Origin of the sequence: Brevundimonas sp. SL161 (genome assembly GCF_049896985.1) — a bacterium.
GTDB lineage: Bacteria > Pseudomonadota > Alphaproteobacteria > Caulobacterales > Caulobacteraceae > Brevundimonas.
The window spans coordinates 1-18,433 of record NZ_JAFCVJ010000014.1 but is presented as its reverse complement, the minus strand read 5'-3'; the positions used below and the strand labels follow the sequence as shown (position 1 = coordinate 18,433).

The 18,433-nt window shown below is 66.1% G+C and carries 18 protein-coding genes; 6 read left to right on the top strand and 12 right to left on the bottom strand.

Annotated features, from left to right (window positions below):
* Positions 1-122: 122 nt before the first annotated feature.
* The 3 genes from ACP7AU_RS11045 to ACP7AU_RS11035 form a co-directional block, all read right to left on the bottom strand.
* Complete coding sequence (locus ACP7AU_RS11045; RefSeq protein ID WP_426051438.1) at positions 123-305, bottom strand: hypothetical protein; 183 nt, start codon at positions 303-305, stop codon at positions 123-125.
* 42 nt (positions 306-347) lie between these two features.
* Positions 348-1,043: an SOS response-associated peptidase gene (locus tag ACP7AU_RS11040; RefSeq protein WP_426051437.1), complete on the bottom strand. Its 696-nt coding sequence runs from the start codon at positions 1,041-1,043 to the stop codon at positions 348-350.
* Between the two features lie 835 nt (positions 1,044-1,878).
* A complete protein-coding gene (locus ACP7AU_RS11035; protein ID WP_426051436.1) occupies positions 1,879-2,067 on the bottom strand; it encodes a hypothetical protein in 189 nt (62 codons plus the stop codon).
* Positions 2,068-2,470: 403 nt separating this feature from the next.
* On the opposite strand from ACP7AU_RS11035, the gene ACP7AU_RS11030 reads away from it, so the two are divergent.
* The gene (locus ACP7AU_RS11030; protein WP_426051435.1) at positions 2,471-2,947 is read left to right on the top strand and encodes a hypothetical protein; all 477 of its coding nucleotides are present in this window, start codon (positions 2,471-2,473) and stop codon (positions 2,945-2,947) included.
* 398 nt (positions 2,948-3,345) lie between these two features.
* On the opposite strand, the gene ACP7AU_RS11025 is transcribed toward ACP7AU_RS11030, so the two are convergent.
* The gene (locus ACP7AU_RS11025; protein WP_426038709.1) at positions 3,346-3,693 is read right to left on the bottom strand and encodes a hypothetical protein; all 348 of its coding nucleotides are present in this window, start codon (positions 3,691-3,693) and stop codon (positions 3,346-3,348) included.
* 623 nt (positions 3,694-4,316) lie between these two features.
* On the opposite strand from ACP7AU_RS11025, the gene ACP7AU_RS11020 reads away from it, so the two are divergent.
* Positions 4,317-5,270 carry a rhodanese-related sulfurtransferase gene (locus tag ACP7AU_RS11020; RefSeq protein WP_426051434.1) on the top strand — a complete coding sequence of 318 codons (954 nt, stop codon included), beginning with the start codon at positions 4,317-4,319 and terminating at the stop codon, positions 5,268-5,270.
* 3 nt (positions 5,271-5,273) lie between these two features.
* Here the strand turns inward: ACP7AU_RS11020 and ACP7AU_RS11015 are convergent, their stop codons facing one another.
* The 5 genes from ACP7AU_RS11015 to ACP7AU_RS10995 all read right to left on the bottom strand — a co-directional run bounded on the left by ACP7AU_RS11015 (position 5,274) and on the right by ACP7AU_RS10995 (position 8,800).
* Positions 5,274-5,561 carry an HPr family phosphocarrier protein gene (locus ACP7AU_RS11015; protein ID WP_426038711.1) on the bottom strand — a complete coding sequence of 96 codons (288 nt, stop codon included), beginning with the start codon at positions 5,559-5,561 and terminating at the stop codon, positions 5,274-5,276.
* A 5-nt stretch (positions 5,562-5,566) separates the two neighbouring features.
* Positions 5,567-5,971 carry a PTS sugar transporter subunit IIA gene (locus ACP7AU_RS11010; protein WP_271084494.1) on the bottom strand — a complete coding sequence of 135 codons (405 nt, stop codon included), beginning with the start codon at positions 5,969-5,971 and terminating at the stop codon, positions 5,567-5,569.
* 108 nt (positions 5,972-6,079) lie between these two features.
* Entirely contained in the window at positions 6,080-6,502 is a 423-nt protein-coding gene (locus tag ACP7AU_RS11005; RefSeq protein ID WP_426038712.1) for an HPr kinase/phosphorylase, read from the bottom strand.
* The gene (locus ACP7AU_RS11000; RefSeq protein ID WP_426051433.1) at positions 6,499-8,127 is read right to left on the bottom strand and encodes a stimulus-sensing domain-containing protein; all 1,629 of its coding nucleotides are present in this window, start codon (positions 8,125-8,127) and stop codon (positions 6,499-6,501) included. Before ACP7AU_RS11000 ends, ACP7AU_RS11005 begins: the two co-directional genes overlap by 4 nt.
* On the bottom strand, positions 8,096-8,800 hold the full coding sequence (locus tag ACP7AU_RS10995) for a response regulator transcription factor (protein ID WP_303694605.1): 705 nt from the start codon (positions 8,798-8,800) through the stop codon (positions 8,096-8,098). The genes ACP7AU_RS11000 and ACP7AU_RS10995 overlap by 32 nt, the downstream gene beginning before the upstream one ends.
* 187 nt (positions 8,801-8,987) lie before the next feature.
* On the opposite strand from ACP7AU_RS10995, the gene ACP7AU_RS10990 reads away from it, so the two are divergent.
* On the top strand, positions 8,988-10,700 hold the full coding sequence (locus ACP7AU_RS10990; RefSeq protein WP_426051432.1) for a hypothetical protein: 1,713 nt from the start codon (positions 8,988-8,990) through the stop codon (positions 10,698-10,700).
* 163 nt (positions 10,701-10,863) lie between these two features.
* On the opposite strand, the gene ACP7AU_RS10985 is transcribed toward ACP7AU_RS10990, so the two are convergent.
* On the bottom strand, positions 10,864-11,190 hold the full coding sequence (locus ACP7AU_RS10985; RefSeq protein ID WP_426038715.1) for a zf-TFIIB domain-containing protein: 327 nt from the start codon (positions 11,188-11,190) through the stop codon (positions 10,864-10,866).
* A gap of 99 nt (positions 11,191-11,289) precedes the next feature.
* Entirely contained in the window at positions 11,290-13,275 is a 1,986-nt protein-coding gene (locus ACP7AU_RS10980) for a CASTOR/POLLUX-related putative ion channel (RefSeq protein ID WP_426051431.1), read from the bottom strand.
* Positions 13,276-13,448: 173 nt separating this feature from the next.
* Here ACP7AU_RS10980 and ACP7AU_RS10975 point away from each other — a divergent pair, with 173 nt between their 5' ends.
* The 3 genes from ACP7AU_RS10975 (at position 13,449) to polA (ending at position 17,575) form a co-directional block, all read left to right on the top strand.
* The gene (locus ACP7AU_RS10975) at positions 13,449-13,889 is read left to right on the top strand and encodes a VOC family protein (protein WP_426051430.1); all 441 of its coding nucleotides are present in this window, start codon (positions 13,449-13,451) and stop codon (positions 13,887-13,889) included.
* A 2-nt stretch (positions 13,890-13,891) separates the two neighbouring features.
* Positions 13,892-14,509 carry a DUF6655 family protein gene (locus ACP7AU_RS10970; RefSeq protein WP_426038718.1) on the top strand — a complete coding sequence of 206 codons (618 nt, stop codon included), beginning with the start codon at positions 13,892-13,894 and terminating at the stop codon, positions 14,507-14,509.
* Positions 14,510-14,659: 150 nt separating this feature from the next.
* A complete protein-coding gene (polA, locus tag ACP7AU_RS10965; protein WP_426051429.1) occupies positions 14,660-17,575 on the top strand; it encodes a DNA polymerase I in 2,916 nt (971 codons plus the stop codon).
* Between the two features lie 10 nt (positions 17,576-17,585).
* Here the strand turns inward: polA and ACP7AU_RS10960 are convergent, their stop codons facing one another.
* Positions 17,586-18,299: a hypothetical protein gene (locus ACP7AU_RS10960; RefSeq protein ID WP_426051428.1), complete on the bottom strand. Its 714-nt coding sequence runs from the start codon at positions 18,297-18,299 to the stop codon at positions 17,586-17,588.
* Between the last annotated feature and the right edge of the window lie 134 nt (positions 18,300-18,433).

The window sequence follows — 18,433 nt, the reverse complement described above, 5'->3', positions numbered from 1 at the left end:
TATGGGTGCCCTCCCAGGCATATTATCGCTCACCCTCCAGTGAGCTGCGGCAACGCTACGCCACTATTTCAGCGAGAGTCCATGCGGATGCTCTCGTTTTGGGCGAAAACCTCGAAGCATCGCTACCCCGGCCAGCGCGCTACCCCGATGCACACCAAGGCGGCGGCAAAGACTAATAGCCACCCGTCGACCTTGGCCGCATCCGGATGCATTGGCTTGCCAAGTTGTCGTCGTCGGATGCTCCACAGGGCGAAGCTTATGCCTAGGCCGCCGGCGATGATGTCGATGTCTGGTGACCAGATCATGCGGTGGATCCTGACATCCCTTCGTGCACTCAACATCCCCTGTCAAAGAATCGTGAGCGCATCATCCGGCGGCGCTCGCTGAAGGGCCTTCGCCTCGTCCCACGGCGCACGCATCCAGACGTCTCGCTCTTCCTCGGTGGTGATGATGACAGGCATCGCCTTCGGGTGGACCGACTTCACCGGCTCACTCGGCTCGGTGGTCAGGAAGGCAAACAGGTCGCAGGTTTCGACGCCCGTCTTGATCTTCCTGACGGAGGTGTGGTCGCGGAGATGGATGCCGGCGAAGAAGGCGAGTGGATCGTCACCAGGCAGGCTGAACCAGACCGGCTTGTAGACGCCGTTCTCGCGCCCCGGTTCGCTGAACGCCGTGAAGGGCACCAGACATCGGTGCGCAGGGCCTAACCACGGTTTCCAGTGACTGCTGGCTGTGTTGCGGACATTTGTCGTGCCGCTGTCCGGCTCAAGTTCTAGCAGCTTCGGGAAATCGACCTCTTTGCCTTTGGCACGCAGCTTGTCCGCCCGCTTCGTTGCGGCGTCGAATATCGCCTTCATGGACGAGGGGAGTCCCCAGCGCGCCGTCGTCAGAACTCGCTCACCAGCCTCATCGTGTCGCACGATGGGGGCCGGATAGTCGGGATAGGTGTCGCGGGGCTCAAGATTGCCGACGTCGCTCGTCATGGCGCGCGCGACTGCGAGAATGTCACCGGGACCTGACCGCATACGATACAGATTGCACATCAGCCGTAGTTCGCCCTGACCTTGACCATGAACTGCTCAGCTACTCCGGTCCGCTCCATGAACTCGGTGAACCCGATGTGCTCGTCACCGGGTTGAGGATCGTCCTCAGTCATCGGCTGAATCTGACATGACGCACGGTGGTTGTGGAGTCATTGTCATCATCGGTATCGCCGTGTCGCTTCGGGAGCGGCTGGATCTTCCAGCGGCGGTGTTCGAGCTTCCGGAGGCCGTCGCGGCGGAACGTTAGGCTGAGCGGCGTCAGACCACTCCGCCGGCCAAGCCGCCTTCAACTCCATGCAACGATTGATCTCGGGCGGGGTGCCATGGAACGAAACGAACCCGGTGCATCCGAACCGCCGGCACGCAGGATGCCGGTTCCACAGGGTTTCGCCTTCACCCAGCCGATAGGCGAACCACTCCAGATCCGCTGGCATGACGAGAAAGCATCTGTTGCAGACAGACCAGACAACCCAGCCTTGGTCGATCATCTGGCCGATGGTGTTCGCGCGTGTGCGCCACCAAGTCACCGGACGGTTCTCGAGTTTGACGTAGCTCATCAGAACCAGAGGCTGATCGTAGCGAGAGGGACAGGACCGTCGCCCTGGCTAGAGTTCCGCGTGAAGCTCACAACAGCGACCCGGTGACCACAACGGCACCGGAAGCGCTCAGATCTGCCCACGCACGGCCAGTTCCGCCGACGTCCGAACAGAGGGCGAGGATCCATCAATACGGCATGGTCGCAGGCGGGGCTGTCGCACCGAACGATCATCCGCTCACCGAACTCGGGAGCGATGTCCTCGCGGACAACCCGACGGTCGCTGAGGCCGGCATGACGCTATCGAGCCGGGTCAACCGAGCAACCGAGGCTACGAAGCTGGAGCGTGGCCGCCGACCTCAAGATCGCTCCAGGCGCGCGCGCCTCGACCTGGCTCAGGATGTCCGCCGCCGCCTGATCTGGGTCGTTCTTCTTCGCCAGCTCGCCATCCAGTTCGATCAGCAAGGCGGCGAGGGATCGGTCAGTCATGTTCAAGCTCCAGGTTGCCGACCCGAGGATCAGATGCCTCGAGAGGCCCACGTCTGGCAAGAGCATGTTCGCTATTTGTTCTGTTCCTCCCCAGGTTCGATGGTCGGTTCGCGTGTCTCGGATCAACGATTGAGACCGCACGCAATAAGGTCGGTCAGGAGCACTGTTCGAGCATCCGACTGACCGATGCTGCAGAACCGCGGACTTGCTCCTCCAGCCCACCTTAGACGGCCGGGAAACACCATCTCCGGGGACGAAGAAGCGGGAGCGCTTCCCGCCGGTGGTCGAGGGTCAGTTGCGGTGCAGGTGGACTGACAAAGGCGAGGATGCGTTACCTCGATCATGGCCAGCCCAATAAACAAAAATGCCTATAGTTCAATGTATTAGTTAGGATATAGTGACGATGAAGTGGTCGATCGACCACCGACAGAACTTGAAAGGAAACACCATGCAGAGCCAAGCTGGCCGCCCCCGCGAGGTCTCGCGCTGTGCGATCCTTTCACCCATGTCGGAGTTCATCGATGCGCGCTGGGGCAGTCTCGGTCTGACCAACGACGCTGCGGCTTCAATCCTTGGCTTAGCGTCGCCGAACGTCATCAGCATGTGGCGAACCGGACGCTCGCCAGTCCCATTGGCCAGGATCACCCAGATTGCGGACTTGATGAAGATCGACGTCATGGTGCTGCTTGCTCTCTGGCTGAAACAGGAGGTCCTTCGCGAGAAAGGCCTTCCGCCCGGCCTGGTGGAGGCGTTTGAGCGTCGATTGATCTCCGAGAACGAGGCGGAAGTGATCGCCGGTATGCGCAAAGCCACGCGACATGCTGACCCGAAGTTCAGACCATCACAGATCGCCGCATTCTCGGCGGTAGCTGTGGCGTGAGGCGACTGCGTATCGAGCGCGATGATGCGTCAGTCTCGGTGCGAACCCCTCGATTCAGACTCGGCCACGTCCCGGATCAGCCATGAAGGCAGCGGACGCCCGGTAAGACCGAAGGACCAGAAGGGGCCGGTCACGTTGATCCCATCATCACCGGGGACCGGCTCTCAAATCCTAATAGCATGGGGTTACTCCTGCTACTCATAACTGCTACTCGGAGGCCGTCCCTGCTACGCGGCGGTGCAATGTGCCCTTGTATTCACTGGGAAGTTCGGAGGGATTAGCCTCCCCTCGGCTCCACCAGGCGCTCATATTTGGCGATGCCCTAACCAGCATTCTTTCGGGGCCTTGGTTCCCGAAGTACAGAGTTACAGGTTCACGCTCGCAAGCCAGCGAGCCCGCTACTCGCAGGCCGCGACCGCCACGGCGACCTGGTCCAGCCAGGCGCTATGCGGACCTTGGTTGCCGTCCATGATCACACGCGACTTCGAGCCGTCCGGAGCTTCCCCAGACCATTCGACATTCCACCACGGCGTATGAAACCGCCGTGGTGGAAGACTTGTCGGCGGGTCTTCACCGAGATTCCTCAAGGACCATGGCCCCATCGCCAATGGCGGCAAAGTGGCAAAATCCGCGAGGACCCCGTCCAGCGCGGCGCATGCACCCTGATTTACGACCTTGGCGCCGCCACCGGCGCGGATTTCGACGCTGAACCTGAAGTTTGGCTGCTGCTGCACCAGCAGGCTCACGCCAAGTTCGTTCTCCGCCCGGATGCGGTATTCGTAGCCTTGATTCTCATCCCGCGGGCCGATTGATGGCCTCGACGCAGTCTGGGCGGCGCATGCCCCAGCCATGAGGCCGAGGCCCGCTACCGTTAGCAGTGCAACTTGATCAGGGGTTCGGGCATGGCAGGGCAAGCGGATTGACCTCGCGACCCACCTGACCCTCCGGGGGGTCATAGGTGTGGGCGTAGGTAGTGTAGCCGGTCGGGGAATTGTGGTCCACCAAGAGCGCACGGGTCGTAGTAGGGGCTTTCCGGGTCACGCTTCTCCTTGGCGGGAGTGCCGAGTGGCGGCTGCATGCCCGCGCCGCCGGCAGAGGGGAACAGGCCATTCGCTTGGCGCCGTTGGCCCCAGACCTGCATATTGCCGGGATTGGTAGCGTCTGTCATGGAAATCTCCGTTGGCCGGGCCACAGCGGCTCGACGTCCACAGAATCTAAGGGGACCGCGAACCAGGGCGCGCGAGATCGGTTCCAAGGGGCTCGGCGTCTGGAAAAAGACGTCGAATAAAAATATTTCTTCGACAGAATCTCGCCGCTGAAAACTGATCCCGGTGGCTGGCGGAAAGCCCGTAGAATTGACACACAAGCGATGATCCAATCTCCGGTCCGCCTCGCGGCCCTTTACCGCTTCGCCTCCGTCGCGGACCCTGCGGCCCTGCGAGATCTCCTGGAAGATCTCTGTGGCGAGGACGTGCGCGGCACCCTGCTGGTGGCGCATGAGGGCGTGAACGGGACCATCGCGGGTCCGGCCGGGGCGGTCGCGCGGGTCATCGACGGGCTGACCGCCCTGCCCGGCTTCGCGGACACCGACGTCAAATACTCCACCGCCGAGCGGATGCCGTTCCATCGGCTGAAGGTGCGCGTGAAGCCCGAGATCGTCACCCTGGGCCTGCCCGACCTCGAGCCCGCCGTGAACGCCGGGACCTATGTCGCGCCTGAGGACTGGAACGCCCTGATCGCCGACCCGGACACGATCGTGATCGACACCCGCAACGACTATGAGGGCGAGGTCGGGGCCTTTGTCGGGGCGGTGCAGCCGAACACGCGGTCGTTCCGGGATTTCCCCGAGTGGTTCCAGACCGAGGGGCGCGCGCTTCTCGACCGACGCACTGAAGACGGACGGGGCCCGCCCAAGGTGGCCATGTACTGCACCGGCGGCATCCGCTGCGAAAAGTCGACGGCCTTCCTGAAGGCGGAGGGCGTGACGGATGTCGTCCACCTGCAGGGCGGCATCCTGCGCTATCTGGAGACCGTGCCGCAGGCCGAGAGCCTGTGGCAGGGCGAATGCTTCGTGTTCGACGAGCGGGTCGCGGTCGGCCAGGCCCTGGCCCAAGGGACGCACACCCTCTGCCGGGGATGCCGGATGCCGGTCAGCCCGCGGGGCCGGACGTCGCCCCACTATGTCGAGGGCGTCTGCTGCGAGCGGTGCCACGATGCGCGGACCGAAGAACAGCGCGAGGCCGCGCTGGAGCGGGATCGTCAGGTCAGGATCGCGAAGCGGCTGGGCATCGCCCACATCGGGGCGAAGCAGGGCAGGGACTGAACCCTACTGGTCTTCGTCGAACTTGCGGGCGACCAGGTCGTTGAGGGCGTCGATGGCGTCCCGGGCGTCTGAACCCTCGGCCGTGATCTCGATCGAACAACCGTTTCCGGCGCCCAGCATCAGCAGGCCCATGATCGAGCGCGCGTCCACCGTGACGCCGTCGCGGGTCACCTGGATCTCGGCCTCGAAGCTGGAGGCCAGTTTCACGAATTTGGCCGAGGCCCGGGCATGCAGGCCGCGCGTGTTGCAGATGTTCGCGGTCGCCTTCGCGGTCGGCATGGTCTGACCCATGGAAGCTACTTCTCGCCCGCCAGGACCCAGGAGGCCACGGAGATGTATTTGCGGCCCGCGTCCTGGGCATGGGCCACGCAGGTTTCGAGGGTTTCGCGGCCGCGCACGCTGGCCAGCTTGATCAGCATGGGCAGGTTGAGCCCGGCGATGACCTCGGCGTGGGTCTGTTCCATCACCGAGATGGCCAGGTTCGAGGGCGTGCCGCCGAACATGTCGGTCAAGAGGATGACGCCCGATCCGTCATCGACGGCGGCGGCGGCGTCGACGATGTCGCGGCGACGCCGTTCCATGTCGTCCTCGGGCCCGATGCAGATGGCCGCGACCCCGCGCTGGGGGCCGACCACATGCTCCATGGCGGACAGGAATTCGGACGCGAGTCCGCCGTGGGTGACGATCACCAGGCCGATCATGCCGAGCCGATCATGAAAGCGACTGCAACGCTGGGTATCCCCTATGCGGTGGATCGGAAGCCCCCGCTCCGACCCCAGCGGGCCTAGATAGGCCAAACCGATCTGCGATTAAAGCCGGTCGATGGCGAGCGCCAGAGTCACAGCCGCCGAAGCCGGGCGGACATCCACGATCAGGCGCGGCAGGCGGACGCCAGCCAGGGTCTCCCATTGCGGTTCGGGCAGCCGTTCCGGCGTCGTCTGGACGCAGTCGACCAGCAGGACGATGCGCGCCAGGGGCCGGAAGGCGGCGTCCAGAACGTCCAGGCCCCGCGCCTCGATCCGTCCGGCGATACGTTCGGGCGCGGAAGCGAACAGACGGCCGTCGGAGGCCCAGACCCCGGCGTAGTCGTCGGCGACGAGACGCCAGCCCGCGTCGATCAAGCGCAGCGCCAGATCACTCTTTCCGGCCCCCGACGGGCCGCGCAGCAGGACGCCCTGCCAGCCGCCAGAGGCATACCGCGCGACGGCGGTGGCATGGACAGGCTGGCTCACAGTCGGCGCCCGACGGCGGGCAGGGCCACGTCGAACCGCGCGCCTTTGACGGCGCCCGAGGCGTCCAGCCGGTTCGTGGCCGTGACCCGGCCGCCGTGGGCCTCAACGATCTGGCGCACGATGGACAGGCCGAGGCCGGAGTTGGAGCCGAAGGCCGCGCCCCGGGGCCGCGACGTGTAGAACCGCTCGAACACCGTCTCTAGGTTCTCGGGCGGGATGCCCGGACCATCGTCCTCGACCGCTATCCGCAGGGGCAGGAGGGTGTCGGTCTCGTCCCGACGCACCGCGATCCGCACGGTGGCGCCTGTCGGACTGAAGGAGCGGGCATTATCGATCAGGTTGCGGAAGACCTGGCTAAGCGGCCCGTCGCGCCCCATGACCCGCGCTGGCGCATCGACGGCGAGGTCCAGCGTCACCGGCGCCTCCCCGGGCTTTCCGGTGGTTTCGTAGACGCCGACGATCTCGGTCAGGAGGGCCGCCAGATCGACGGGGCGCGGCCGATCGCGCGACAGCTCCGCATCCAGGCGCGAGGCATTGGAGATGTCGGTGATCAACCGGTCCAGCCGCCGTACATCCTGTTGCAGCACGGCGGTCAGGCGATCGCGCTTGTCCTTGTCCTGAACCAGATCGAGGGTTTCCAGCGCCGAGCGGATCGAAGTCAGGGGGTTCTTGATCTCGTGCGCCACGTCGGCGGCGAACCGTTCGATGGCGTCCATCCGCGTCGACAGGGTGTCGGTCATCGATTCCAGGGACCGGGCCAGATCGCCGATCTCGTCGCGACGATCCTCCAGGTCCGGCAGGGAGATCGCGCGGGCGCGCTGCAGCCGGACCTGGTCAGCCGCCGCCGACAGCCGCATGACAGGGCGGGCCACGAACAGGTGCAGCAGCAGGGAGGCCAGCAGGTTCACCCCCAGGGCCACCAGGGCGAACGGCACCAGCGCGCGCCGCTGGGCGTCCAGGATCTGATCGACGTCTCCGGCCTCCAGCGTCAGGACGCCCAGCACCTGCTGCACATGGCGGATCGGCAGGGAGACGGACACCACCCGGTCACCATTCTCCGACCGCCGCACCGCAGCCTGGGGATTGCCCGCCAGAGCCGCAAGGATTTCCTCGTCCAGAGCCGCATTGGCCCGTTCGAGGTTTGCGGCCGCCTTGGCGTCGACGGGGTCGGGCGCCGCCGGCGTGCCGGCCGGCCGCGCCGGCGGCAGAGGGTGCCCCTCGATCGTGTCGGACACGTCGAAACTGTCCGCGATCAGGACGCCATCGCGATCAAAGATGCGGGCGCGCTGGCCCGCCGGCACGAACCGGTCGATCAGGACCTTGGCCGACTGGGTCGGGTTCAGTTCCGGGATCGGCTCGCCGCGGGTGTAGTCCTCGTCGCTCAGCACCTTGGCCAGAAGTTCGGCCTGGCCCAGCAGGGATTCCTGCCGCGTCTTGATCAGCCCGGTGCTCCATTCGTTCAGCGCCAGGGCCCCGCCGAAAAGGATCAGCAGGCTCAGAAGGTTGAGCGCGAGGATCAGTCCGCCGAGCCGCGACCCGCCGAAGCGGATCAGGCGGGGGCGCGGCGGCAGATCCTCGGACGGCTCCGAAGCGTCAGCTCTCGCGGTATCGATAACCGACGCCATACAGGGTCTCGATCGCGTCGAACTCGGGATCGACGACCCGGAACTTCTTGCGCATCCGCTTGACGTGGCTGTCGATGGTGCGGTCGTCGACATAGACCTGATCGTCGTAGGCGGCGTCCATCAGATTGTCTCGGCTCTTCACGAAACCGGGGCGCTGGGCCAGGGCCTGCAGGAGAAGAAACTCGGTGACGGTCAGCTTGACCGCCCGACCGTCCCAGGTGCTTTCGTGCCGCGCCGGGTCCATGACCAGCTTGCCGCGCCGGATGGCCTTGCCTGAAATCTCGGCCGAGGGTTCCGGCTCGCCGCCGTCGCCGCCCGAGCGGCGTAACAGGGCCTTCACCCGTTCGATCAGAAGGCGCTGGCTGAACGGCTTGTGGATGTAGTCGTCGGCCCCGAGGTTGAAACCGAGGATCTCGTCGATCTCCTCGTCCTTGGACGTCAGCATGATGACCGGGATCTGGCTGGTCTGGCGCAGGCGACGCAGCACCTCCATGCCGTCCATCCGGGGCATCTTGACGTCCAGGATGGCCAGATCCGGCGGCGAGGCCTCCAGCGCCTCAAGGCCCGTGGCGCCATCGTGGTAGGCGACCACCTTGTGACCGTGGCTCTCGAGAGCCAGCGACACGGAGGCGACGATGTTCTCGTCGTCGTCCACCAGGGTGATGTTGGCCAATATGAAGGTCTCCTCGTCTGATCCTGACCGAAGTCGGGAGCGTTTGAACGCACGACAAGCGTTACCGTTCGCCCGCGATCACGGTGACTTTACGGCCACAGTCGCCCCAGCGCCAGATTTCGTTCGCGAAACGGGAGCTTAAAGCCTTGGGGCCTAACCTGCGGCCAAGACCGCAGAAAGCGACCCGATGGCCGGACCTGTCCACTACGAGCTTTATATCCGCAAGACGGCGCCCGCGCCGTGGTCGCTGATGCTGGCGACCGAAGAGCGCAAGCACGCCATCGATACGGCCGAGGAAATTCTGAAGGACAAGCACGCCGTGGCGGTGCGGGTCACCAAGGAGACGCTGGATCCGGACACGATGGAGTTCAGCAGCCACACCGTCCTGACCAAGGGCGTGCCGGAAGCGCCGAAGAAGCGCCTCGTCAACGCCGACGAAGAGCGCTCGAACTGCCTGGGCCCGCAGGACCTCTACGCACCGCATGCCCGCGAGCTGATCGGACGGGTGCTGGAGGACTGGCTCGGTCGCAACGGCATCACCGTCTTCGAGCTTCTGCACCGGCCGGATATGGTCGAAAAGCTCGAGGCGTCCGGTGTCGAACTCCAGCACGCGATCCAGAAGGTCGTCATTCCCGAGAGCCAGGCCACGGGTCAGGCCTCGCATGAGCTGATCCGTCACTATCTGAAGCTCGTCGGGCAGGCGATGGAACGGGTGATGTCCGCCGGGCGCAAGGGAACCTTCCCCGACCTGGCCAACCGGTCGCTGGCCGATGTGGCCGAGAAGCTGGCGGGTGCGTCGGATCGCGCCTTTATCATGGGCGGGGTCATCGCCGGTGCGCTGGCCGGCGCCCGCGGGGCACGGCCGCGTCTTGACCGGCTGATGGACCTGGCCGATCGGGCGCCGGGCGAGGGCGCGCCGCGCGCCATGGTGATGGTCGCGATCGAACAGATCCTGTGCGAGCAACTGGGCGCGCGGACCAACCTGTCGGAAATCCTGGGGCCCGCGCTGGATCAGGGCGGCAGCCTGGCCGCGGTGGTGCGGATGGTCGCCCCGCGCGAGATCGCCGCCCTGATCCGCCACGATCCGCGCCTCGCGTTGCTGATGCCGTCTGTCGACGGGCCTGCGGCCCGGCTGGGGGCCCGGATCGAGGCCGGGGAGTACCCGATCCTCGCCGCGTCCCTGGCTCGCATGGTGTTGCGAGAACTGATGGGACAGCGCCGCCTGCGTCCCGCCGATGCGCCCGGCGAGATCGATATCCTGCGCGCGCTCGCCATGTCGCTGACCGCCACGGCCGGGCGGCTGCTGACGCTGGACGAGGTCCAGACCGCCTTCACCGAACGCTCCAAGAGCCTGGTCACCGCCGACTTCGTCCAGGCCTATGTCGTGTCCTGCGAGTCCGTCCTGTGCGAGGCTGAACAGCTGACACGCCTGTGCGAGAACGTCACCGGCAATGCGAACAAACGTTCAGCGGCGCGCTGGCTGGCCGCCTGCGTCACCTCGCTGCGCTTCGAGAGCGAGATGCGCCTCAACGGGCCGACCGCGTCCAGGAAGCTTCAAGTCCTGGCCCAGCTGAATCGATCGGTGATGGCGGCCGCCCTGTCGGAGCACGACACCGAACAGGTCATGGCCTCGATCGGCCATGTCGGCGGCGTGGTCGAGGCCGAAGCCCGGCTGACCCTCCAGCTCGCCCGGGCGACCGCGCCGGTGCAGCAAAAGCTGTCGGCCCTGCTGCGCCTCGCCGCCGGCGAGACCGCGCCGCTGGGACCGGCCGCAGACCGGGCCAAGGCCGAGGCGATCAAGCTGTTTCGCGCGCCCGACTCCCGGGCCGCCCTGACCGCCGCGCCGGAAAGCCTTGCGCCGCTGAAGTCCCTGATGAAGGCGGCGGGGTTGGCGGCCTGAACCGATCTGTCTCCTCCAGGCGCCGCAGGCGTGGGGAGGAGACAGCGAGCCCTTCGCGAGCTGACGGAAGTGTTCTGAGTGGCGGCAACACCTCCTCCGTCTCCTCCGCTAGGCTATGGATACGCCTCCCCATCGCTGCGCGAGAGGGAGGAGGCCTCCGACGTCAGTCGAAGATGTCGAAGATGCTGTCGCGCTTCTTCTTTTTGTAGCGATTGTCGTCGTCGTCGCGATAGCGCGGCTGTTCGCGATACTGCGGCTGCTGCGGAGCCTGGCCCCAGGGCTGGCTCTGCTGGGGCGGCGGCGCATAGGCCTGGGCTTGCGGCGGGGGCGCGGAGGCCACCGCATTGGCAGCGGCGCTCTCCATCAGCTTCTCGAGCTCGCCGCGATCCAGCCAGACGCCGCGACAGCTGGGACACATGTCGAACTGGACGCCGTTGCGATCCAGCGTCTGCATCTGGGTATTGTCGTTGGGGCACATCAGAAGGGGCAACGGCGGTCTCCTAGGCGACAGGTATTTACTACAGGTGGAGGCTCTGGCCAGACGCGCCAAGCGGGGCGGGGTGTCGCAGCCCCGCCCCGATCGATGCGATCAGTCTTCCGCCAGGACAATGATGCGGTCTTCGGGCAGGTAGTCGAGCGCCTCGGACTTGGGCGGATTGACCACCACCCCGCCCATGTTGCGGTCGTCGCCGGCCTCGCTCTCGCGCTTGCGGCGATAGCCGATGGCGGTCTCGCCGCGCTGACGGGCGGCCTCGGCGATCGTGTAGAAGGTCACCGGCCCGGACAGGTCCACATAGTCGCCGACCGGGCGCATGTAGATTTCCGAGCCGTCCTCATCCAGCAGGTCGTCGAAGATCGAGCTGAGGTATTCGTTCTCGGACGCCTGGGCCAGCATCAGGCTGACCAGCTTGTTGGACACTACGAAATCGTCGGCGCGGGTGACCTCGGCCAGCTCGCGGTTGCGGATGTCGATCATCTCCGAGACCACGCTGATATGGGTGCCCAGCCGCTCGGAAAGTTTCCGCAGATGCAGCAGGGTGATCAGCGTCCGGGTGTCGGCCGACTGGGCCTCCATGGTGTCGGAATAGCCCAGCACCATGATGGAGTCGTAGCTGACCGGGTCCAGCGCCTCGATCGAGGCAGAGTGGCTGGTGTCGATGGTCTTCGAGGTGACCTTCATATTGGTCGACCCGAGCGGCATGGCGGCGATCTCCTCGGCGAAGCCGGGGGTGTCGCCGGCCACCACGAGGGTGGAGCCGGGGCGCACGTATTTCGACAGCTCATAGGCGATCATCGGGCCGCGACGGTTCCAGCCGATGATCAGGGTGCGTTCAGCCTTGCGACGCACCACCTTGGGCTTGCGGATCGCCGAGGCGTCGATGGCGTCCTCGGGCAGCGGGGTGAGTTTGATGGCCGCGTCGTCCTCGGCGATGATGATCGCGCGCGAGCCGGCGACGATGATCTCGTCCATCGGCGGGTTCATCCGCACCCGGCCGTCGGGATAGCGGATGCCGATCAGGGCGGAGTCTTCATAACCCATGACGGCGTCGCCATAGGTGACGCCGGTCAGCTCCTCGAGCTCGGTCGTGTAGATTTCGCAGCCGTCGAAATCGAGCAGCTCGGAATAGACGGCCGAGAGGCCGGCCTGGCGGCTGGACTGGACCACGATGCGCGAGATCAGGTCGTCGGCGAGCACCAGCTGGACCTCGTCGCCGCCGACGATGCGGGCGACCTCGGCGTTTTTGGCGTCACGCAGTTCGGCGGCGATCTGATAGCGCGTCTCGCGGCGCTTGGGATCGTTGGTCAGGGCCAGGACCGTCTTGATCACCTGGCTGTCGGGATCCTCGGCGCCTTCCGGCGACACCACGATGATCGAACGGCAGGCCTGGGGATTGACGATCGAGAGGTCGAACAGGTCGGTCGGATCGCCCGAGCGGCAGATGATCTGGGTGTTCTTGCGATCGGACACCTTGTCCGTAATCTCGTCCTCCATCTCGACCTTGTCCTTGTTGGCCATGATGACGATGCGCGGGTTCTTCCGGCTCTCGTTGGCGATGACCAGTTCGGAGATGATGTCGAAGATCGACGCCGACCAGTTCAGGATGATGGTGTGATCGGTTTCGAGGACGCGCGAGCGGCCCTTGCGGGCCTCGTCGATCTTGGCGTCCAGGCCCGCCGAGATGATCGAGATCAGGGCCGAGAAGACCAGGATGCCCATCAGGGTCACGAACAGGGTCAGGAAGCGGAATGGCCAGCCGGAGTCGCCGCCCATCGTGCCGGCGTCCATCGTCCGCATCAGCGACTGCCAGGCGGCCTCGAAGAAGTTGAAGCCGCCGTCCGGGCCCATCCGGCTGATCGCCAGGATGGTCGCGGCGATCACGATCACCACCAGGGTCACCAGGCTGAGCCAGCCGACCAGGGCGACCGGTCCGCCGGCCATGGATTTGTCGAAGCCGTACTTCAGCCGTTCGCCGAGACTGACGTCGCCGACCTGCTGTCCCTTGGTGGTGTTCGGTTTGGCGGCGGCGCCCTTGCCGGCGCTGCGCGCCGCGTTGGCGCGAGTGAGCGATCCCATGAAGCGGCTGAATGTCCCTGGCTGTCCGCCCGCCCCCTGGCCGACGGCCGCGTCCTGCGACAATTCGTGCAAGGACGTTGAGCCGCCACGCTTAGAGCGCTTTTCCGGCCTTTGGAAGCTGACGATTCCCGACTAGAAGGCGGGCCTCCTCCCTCTCAGCCTGAGGCGATCTCATGCGCTATCTGCACACCATGGTCCGGGTCGCCGACCTGGACGCCTCCCTGCATTTCTGGACCGCCCAGCTGGGCCTCGAGGAGGTCCGCCGTCTCGAGAACGAGAAGGGGCGGTTCACCCTCGTCTTCCTGGCCGCGCCCAGGGACAAGGATCGCTCCGCCGCCGAGCGATCGCCCGAGGTCGAGCTGACCTGGAACTGGGACCCCGAGGTCTATATGGGTGGCCGGAATTTCGGCCACCTCGCCTACAAGGTCGATGACATCCATGCGACCTGCCAACGGCTCATGGACTCGGGCGTGGTCATCAACCGCCCGCCCCGCGACGGCAACATGGCCTTCGTCCGCTCGCCCGACGGCATCTCGATCGAACTGCTGCAGGAAGGGACGCCGCTGGAGCCCGCCGAGCCGTGGCTGTCCATGCCCAATATCGGGACCTGGTAGGCGTGCGTCTAATCCTGCCGGGCGTCGCGGTCGTTCTGGCCGCCCTCCTGGCCGGATGCGCCTCGACGTCGGAGACCTACCCGGGCCGGACGGCGACGGAACAGCTGCTGATGGCGCGCGCCGCCGATCAGGCCGTCGATGGTTTGCGTCTGCCGATTCCGCCCGGATCGCGGGTCTTCGTGGAGAGCCGCTACATGCAGGGAGAGGGCTCGGCCTATGCGACTTCGGCCATCCGATCCGCATTGTCCGAGGCCGGTTTCGCCCTGGCCGACGACAAGGCCCAGGCCGACGCCGTATTCGAGCTGCGCGCCGGCGCCCTGTCGCTGGAGCAGATGCGCCGGGTCGTCGGACTGCCGCCGCTGGCCCTGCCGATCAACGAGAACCTGAACGTCGTCTCGATTCCCGAGCTCAGCCTCTACAGCCGTCGCGACCGGGTCGGCGTCGCCGAGTTTTCCGGCTTCGTCTATGATGCGCGCACGGGCGCGCCTCTGGGGGCCGTCAGCCCGATGATCGGCGAATACCGCATCCGCAGCCACAAGCTGCTGATGATGGTCAGCTGGGGCCAGCAGTCGGCCCGGCCCGGCGAGCGCGACCCCGGCGACAGCTGGCTCGAGTTCTAGGCTTCGGCCATGCCGGACCAGACGCCGTTAACGAAGGCGAAGCCGGCGAACTCGATCGCCACCACGCCCTGGTCGTCCGACGCTGAAGCTTCTCCGATCTGACGATCGCCAAGGCGTGACGCGCCGCGACGCGACGCCTATGTTCGCGCCATGTCCGATGCCAATCTTGCGCCAGAAACCGACCGCCCGTTGACGCAGGACGGCCCGCCGGTCCGGCTGTGGCTGATCGACGCCTCGGCCTACATCTTTCGCGCCTACCACGCCCTGCCGCCCCTGACGCGCAAGTCCGACGGCCTTCCAGTGGGCGCGGTGCAGGGCTACTGCAACATGCTGTGGAAGCTGCTCAAGGACATGAAGGGCGCCGATGGGCCGACCCATCTCGCGGCCATCTTCGATCACTCCGAGAAGACCTTCCGCAACACCCTCTACGACCAGTACAAGGCCAACCGTTCGGCCCCGCCCGAGGACCTGATCCCGCAGTTCCCGCTGGTGCGAGAGGCGACGGCGGCGTTCGGGGTCCACTGCGTCGAACTGCCGGGCTACGAGGCGGACGACCTGATCGCCACCTATGCCTGCAAGGTGCGCGACGCCGGCGGCGAGTGCGTCATCGTCTCGTCCGACAAGGACCTGATGCAGCTGATCGGGCCCTCGGTCGTCATGTGGGACCCGATGAAGGATCGCCGCCTGGCCGAGGAGGCGGTGATGGAGAAGTTCGGGGTCACGCCGGACAAGATGATCGACCTGCAGGCCCTGATCGGCGACAGCGTCGACAACGTCCCGGGCGCCCCGGGCATCGGCCCCAAGACCGCCGCCCAGCTGCTGGACGAATACGGCGACCTCGACACGCTTCTGGAGCGGGCCGGGGAGATCAAACAGCCCAAGCGGCGCGAGACCCTGATCAACTTCAGGGACCAGATCCTGCTCAGCCGCCAGCTGGTTACCCTGACCTGCGACGCCCCTGCGCCCGAGGCGATCGACGACTTCAAGGTCCGCGATCCCGATCCCGCGACGCTGGTCGGCTTCCTGGAGACGATGGAGTTCCGGGGACTGCTGCGCCGGGTCGGCGACGGCAGGCTTGAGGGACACGACGGGTCGGCCTTCGCGCCCGCCCGGCCCGCGCCCCTGACCGCCCCGGTCATCTCGCCCCGCTATGCGCCCCAGGCCATTCCGGAGGGGGTCGAGAAACACGCGGTGGACCATGAGGCCTACCGTTGCATCCAGACGCTGGAGGAACTCGACGCCTTCATCGCCCGGGCGACAGAGGTGGGGGTCGTGGGCTTCGACACCGAGACCGACGCCCTGTCGGCGACCCACGCAGGCCTGTGCGGGATCAGCCTGGCGATCGGGCCGAACGACGCCTGCTATGTGCCCCTGACCCATGAACACGAGCCGCAGGCGGGCGGGGGCGGGCTGGATTTCGGGGACGCGATCGAGACGAGGCCGCCGCTGGATCAGCTGGACAAGGCCGCTGTTCTGGCCCGGATGAAGATCATTCTGGAGGACCGATCCGTCCTCAAGGTCGTGCAGAACGGGAAATACGACCTGGCGGTCATGGCCCGGCGGGGGATCCGGGTCGCGCCGATCGATGACACCATGCTGATCAGCTACGTCCTCGAGGGCGGGCTGCACGGGCACGGGATGGATGAGCTCTCAAGGCTGCATCTGGGGCATGACCCGATCCCGTTCAAACAGGTCGCTGGGACCGGCAAGGCCCAGAAGTCGTTCAAGCACGTCGAGCTCAAGCCGGCGACCTGCTACGCCGCCGAGGACGCCGACGTGACCCTGCGGCTGTGGCGTCTGCTCAAGCCCCGGCTGGCGGCGGAGGGGCTGGCGACCGTCTATGAGAGCCTGGAGCGCGGCATGCCGCCGGTGCTGGCCGACATGGAGCTGGAGGGCATCCGCGTCGACCCCGCCCGCCTGCGCCGCCTGTCGTCCGAGTTCGGCCTGCGCATGGCCGAGCTGGAGACCCAGGCCCACGAGATCGCCGGCCGCCCCTTCGCGATCAGCAGCCCCAAACAGATCGGCGAGCTGCTGTTCGGCGAGCTCAACCTGAGCGGCGGCAAGAAGACCGCCTCGGGCCAGTGGGAGACCGGCGCCGCGACCCTGGAGACCCTGGCCGAGACCCACCCCCTGCCGCGCGCCATCCTCGACTGGCGCCAGCTGTCCAAGCTCAAGGGCACCTATACCGACGCCCTGGTCGCGGCCATGGACGAGGCCACCGACCGGGTCCACACCTCCTACCAGCTGGCCGCCACCACCACCGGCCGCCTCGCCTCCAGCGATCCCAACCTGCAGAACATCCCGATCCGCACCGAGACGGGCCGCCAGATCCGCCAGGCCTTCATCGCCCGCGACGGCCATGTCCTGATCAGCGCCGACTACAGCCAGATCGAGCTGCGGCTGCTGGCCCACATCGGCGACATCCCCGAGCTGAAACGCGCCTTCAAGGCCGGGATCGACATCCACACGGCCACGGCCTCCGAGATGTTCGGCGTCCCCGTCGACCAGATGGACCCCGAGACCCGCCGCCGCGCCAAGGCGATCAATTTCGGCATCGTCTACGGCATCTCGGCCTTCGGCCTGGCCGCCCAGCTGAACATCGACCAGGGCGAGGCCGGCGCCTATATCAAGACCTATTTCGAACGCTTCCCCGGCATCCGCACCTATATGGACGCGACGAAGGCCGAGGTCCGCCAGGCGGGCTTCGTCTCCACCGTCTTCGGCCGCCGCATCCACATCCCGGCCATCCATTCCAAGTCGGGCGCCGAACGCCAGTTCGGCGAGCGCGCCGCCATCAACGCCCCGATCCAGGGCGCCGCCGCCGACATCATCCGCCGCGCCATGATCCGCATGCCCGCGGCCCTGGTGGCGGCCGGGCTGTCGGAGGTGAAGATGCTGCTCCAGGTCCACGACGAACTGGTCTTCGAATGCCCGGACGCCCTGGCCGAGCGCGCCATCGCCGTGATCAAACGCACCATGGAGGGGGCGGGGGAACCGGCCGTGGCCCTGACGGTGCCGCTGGTGGTAGATGCGAGAGCGGCGGGGAATTGGGACGAGGCCCACTAGGGGGTAGCGCCTAACCGCGATCCAGCGGCTTCCCCATGAAACCCTCCAAGAATACCGCGGCAGTCTCGTCCCCCGATGAGCGCAGTCGACGTGTTATCTCTTGTAGGCGGTCACGACCGCCCGGTAGCTCAAGCAGCGCGTGAACGAGTGTACCTATTATGGACAAGAGCCCGTCCCCTTGGGGTGGATCCACAAAGCGATCATCCCGGGCTGCGGTTCGGGCGAATGCCTCAATCTCTTGGTCGATCCGCGACTGGGGGGCCGACAAGCCGGTAATCGACGGCAGGCGTTTGAGGACTGGTTTGTCGACCTCCCTCAGGGTGATCTGCTCTGCGTCGAGCCGGGATAGCCGAACTTGGATGCGTTCGTTCGGGCCTTCATAATCGATCTCTATCTCGGCGTGAGACTCACGGGAGGCTTTGATCAGCGCGCGAACAGTCTTCATCCCGCGGCCTTTCGAGTCTACCGACCGACCTTTTTTGGTCGCCTCGATCGCACCGCGTATCAACTTCGTAAACTCGACGAGCGTCACGATCGTCGCTGCGCTGTCGAAGGCGAACTGGGCCGCGTCCCACAGATGGATCAGGAGTGATCCCGCCCGCATCTCGCGGACGGCCAAAGTTCTGCCGCCACTCGACATCCGATAATCGTCCCCCATCGCGCGGAGAAGGTCGGCGACGACATCCACACCAAGAGGCTCGCTGTTCCGGATGGCGACGACCAAATCTCCGGTCGTGCTTAGGCTCAGGACCCATTGGTGTGATGCGCTCGATCTGATTCAGGCTCTGCGAGGAGTCTGGATATGAGCGACCTTTATTGGCTGACGGACGAGCAGATGGAGCGGCTCAGGCCGCACTT

Excerpts from the sequence above, each read along its gene's own strand:
- ACP7AU_RS11045 (WP_426051438.1), bottom strand. The coding sequence starts at position 305 with ATGATCTGGTCACCAGACATCGACATCATCGCCGGCGGCCTAGGCATA.
- ACP7AU_RS11040 (WP_426051437.1), bottom strand. The coding sequence starts at position 1,043 with ATGTGCAATCTGTATCGTATGCGGTCAGGTCCCGGTGACATTCTCGCA.
- ACP7AU_RS11035 (WP_426051436.1), bottom strand. The coding sequence starts at position 2,067 with ATGACTGACCGATCCCTCGCCGCCTTGCTGATCGAACTGGATGGCGAG.
- ACP7AU_RS11030 (WP_426051435.1), top strand. The coding sequence starts at position 2,471 with ATGAAGTGGTCGATCGACCACCGACAGAACTTGAAAGGAAACACCATG.
- ACP7AU_RS11020 (WP_426051434.1), top strand. The coding sequence starts at position 4,317 with ATGATCCAATCTCCGGTCCGCCTCGCGGCCCTTTACCGCTTCGCCTCC.
- ACP7AU_RS11015 (WP_426038711.1), bottom strand. The coding sequence starts at position 5,561 with ATGGGTCAGACCATGCCGACCGCGAAGGCGACCGCGAACATCTGCAAC.
- ACP7AU_RS11010 (WP_271084494.1), bottom strand. The coding sequence starts at position 5,971 with ATGATCGGCCTGGTGATCGTCACCCACGGCGGACTCGCGTCCGAATTC.
- ACP7AU_RS11000 (WP_426051433.1), bottom strand. The coding sequence starts at position 8,127 with ATGGCGTCGGTTATCGATACCGCGAGAGCTGACGCTTCGGAGCCGTCC.
- ACP7AU_RS10990 (WP_426051432.1), top strand. The coding sequence starts at position 8,988 with ATGGCCGGACCTGTCCACTACGAGCTTTATATCCGCAAGACGGCGCCC.
- ACP7AU_RS10980 (WP_426051431.1), bottom strand. The coding sequence starts at position 13,275 with ATGGGATCGCTCACTCGCGCCAACGCGGCGCGCAGCGCCGGCAAGGGC.
- ACP7AU_RS10975 (WP_426051430.1), top strand. The coding sequence starts at position 13,449 with ATGCGCTATCTGCACACCATGGTCCGGGTCGCCGACCTGGACGCCTCC.
- polA (WP_426051429.1), top strand. The coding sequence starts at position 14,660 with ATGTCCGATGCCAATCTTGCGCCAGAAACCGACCGCCCGTTGACGCAG.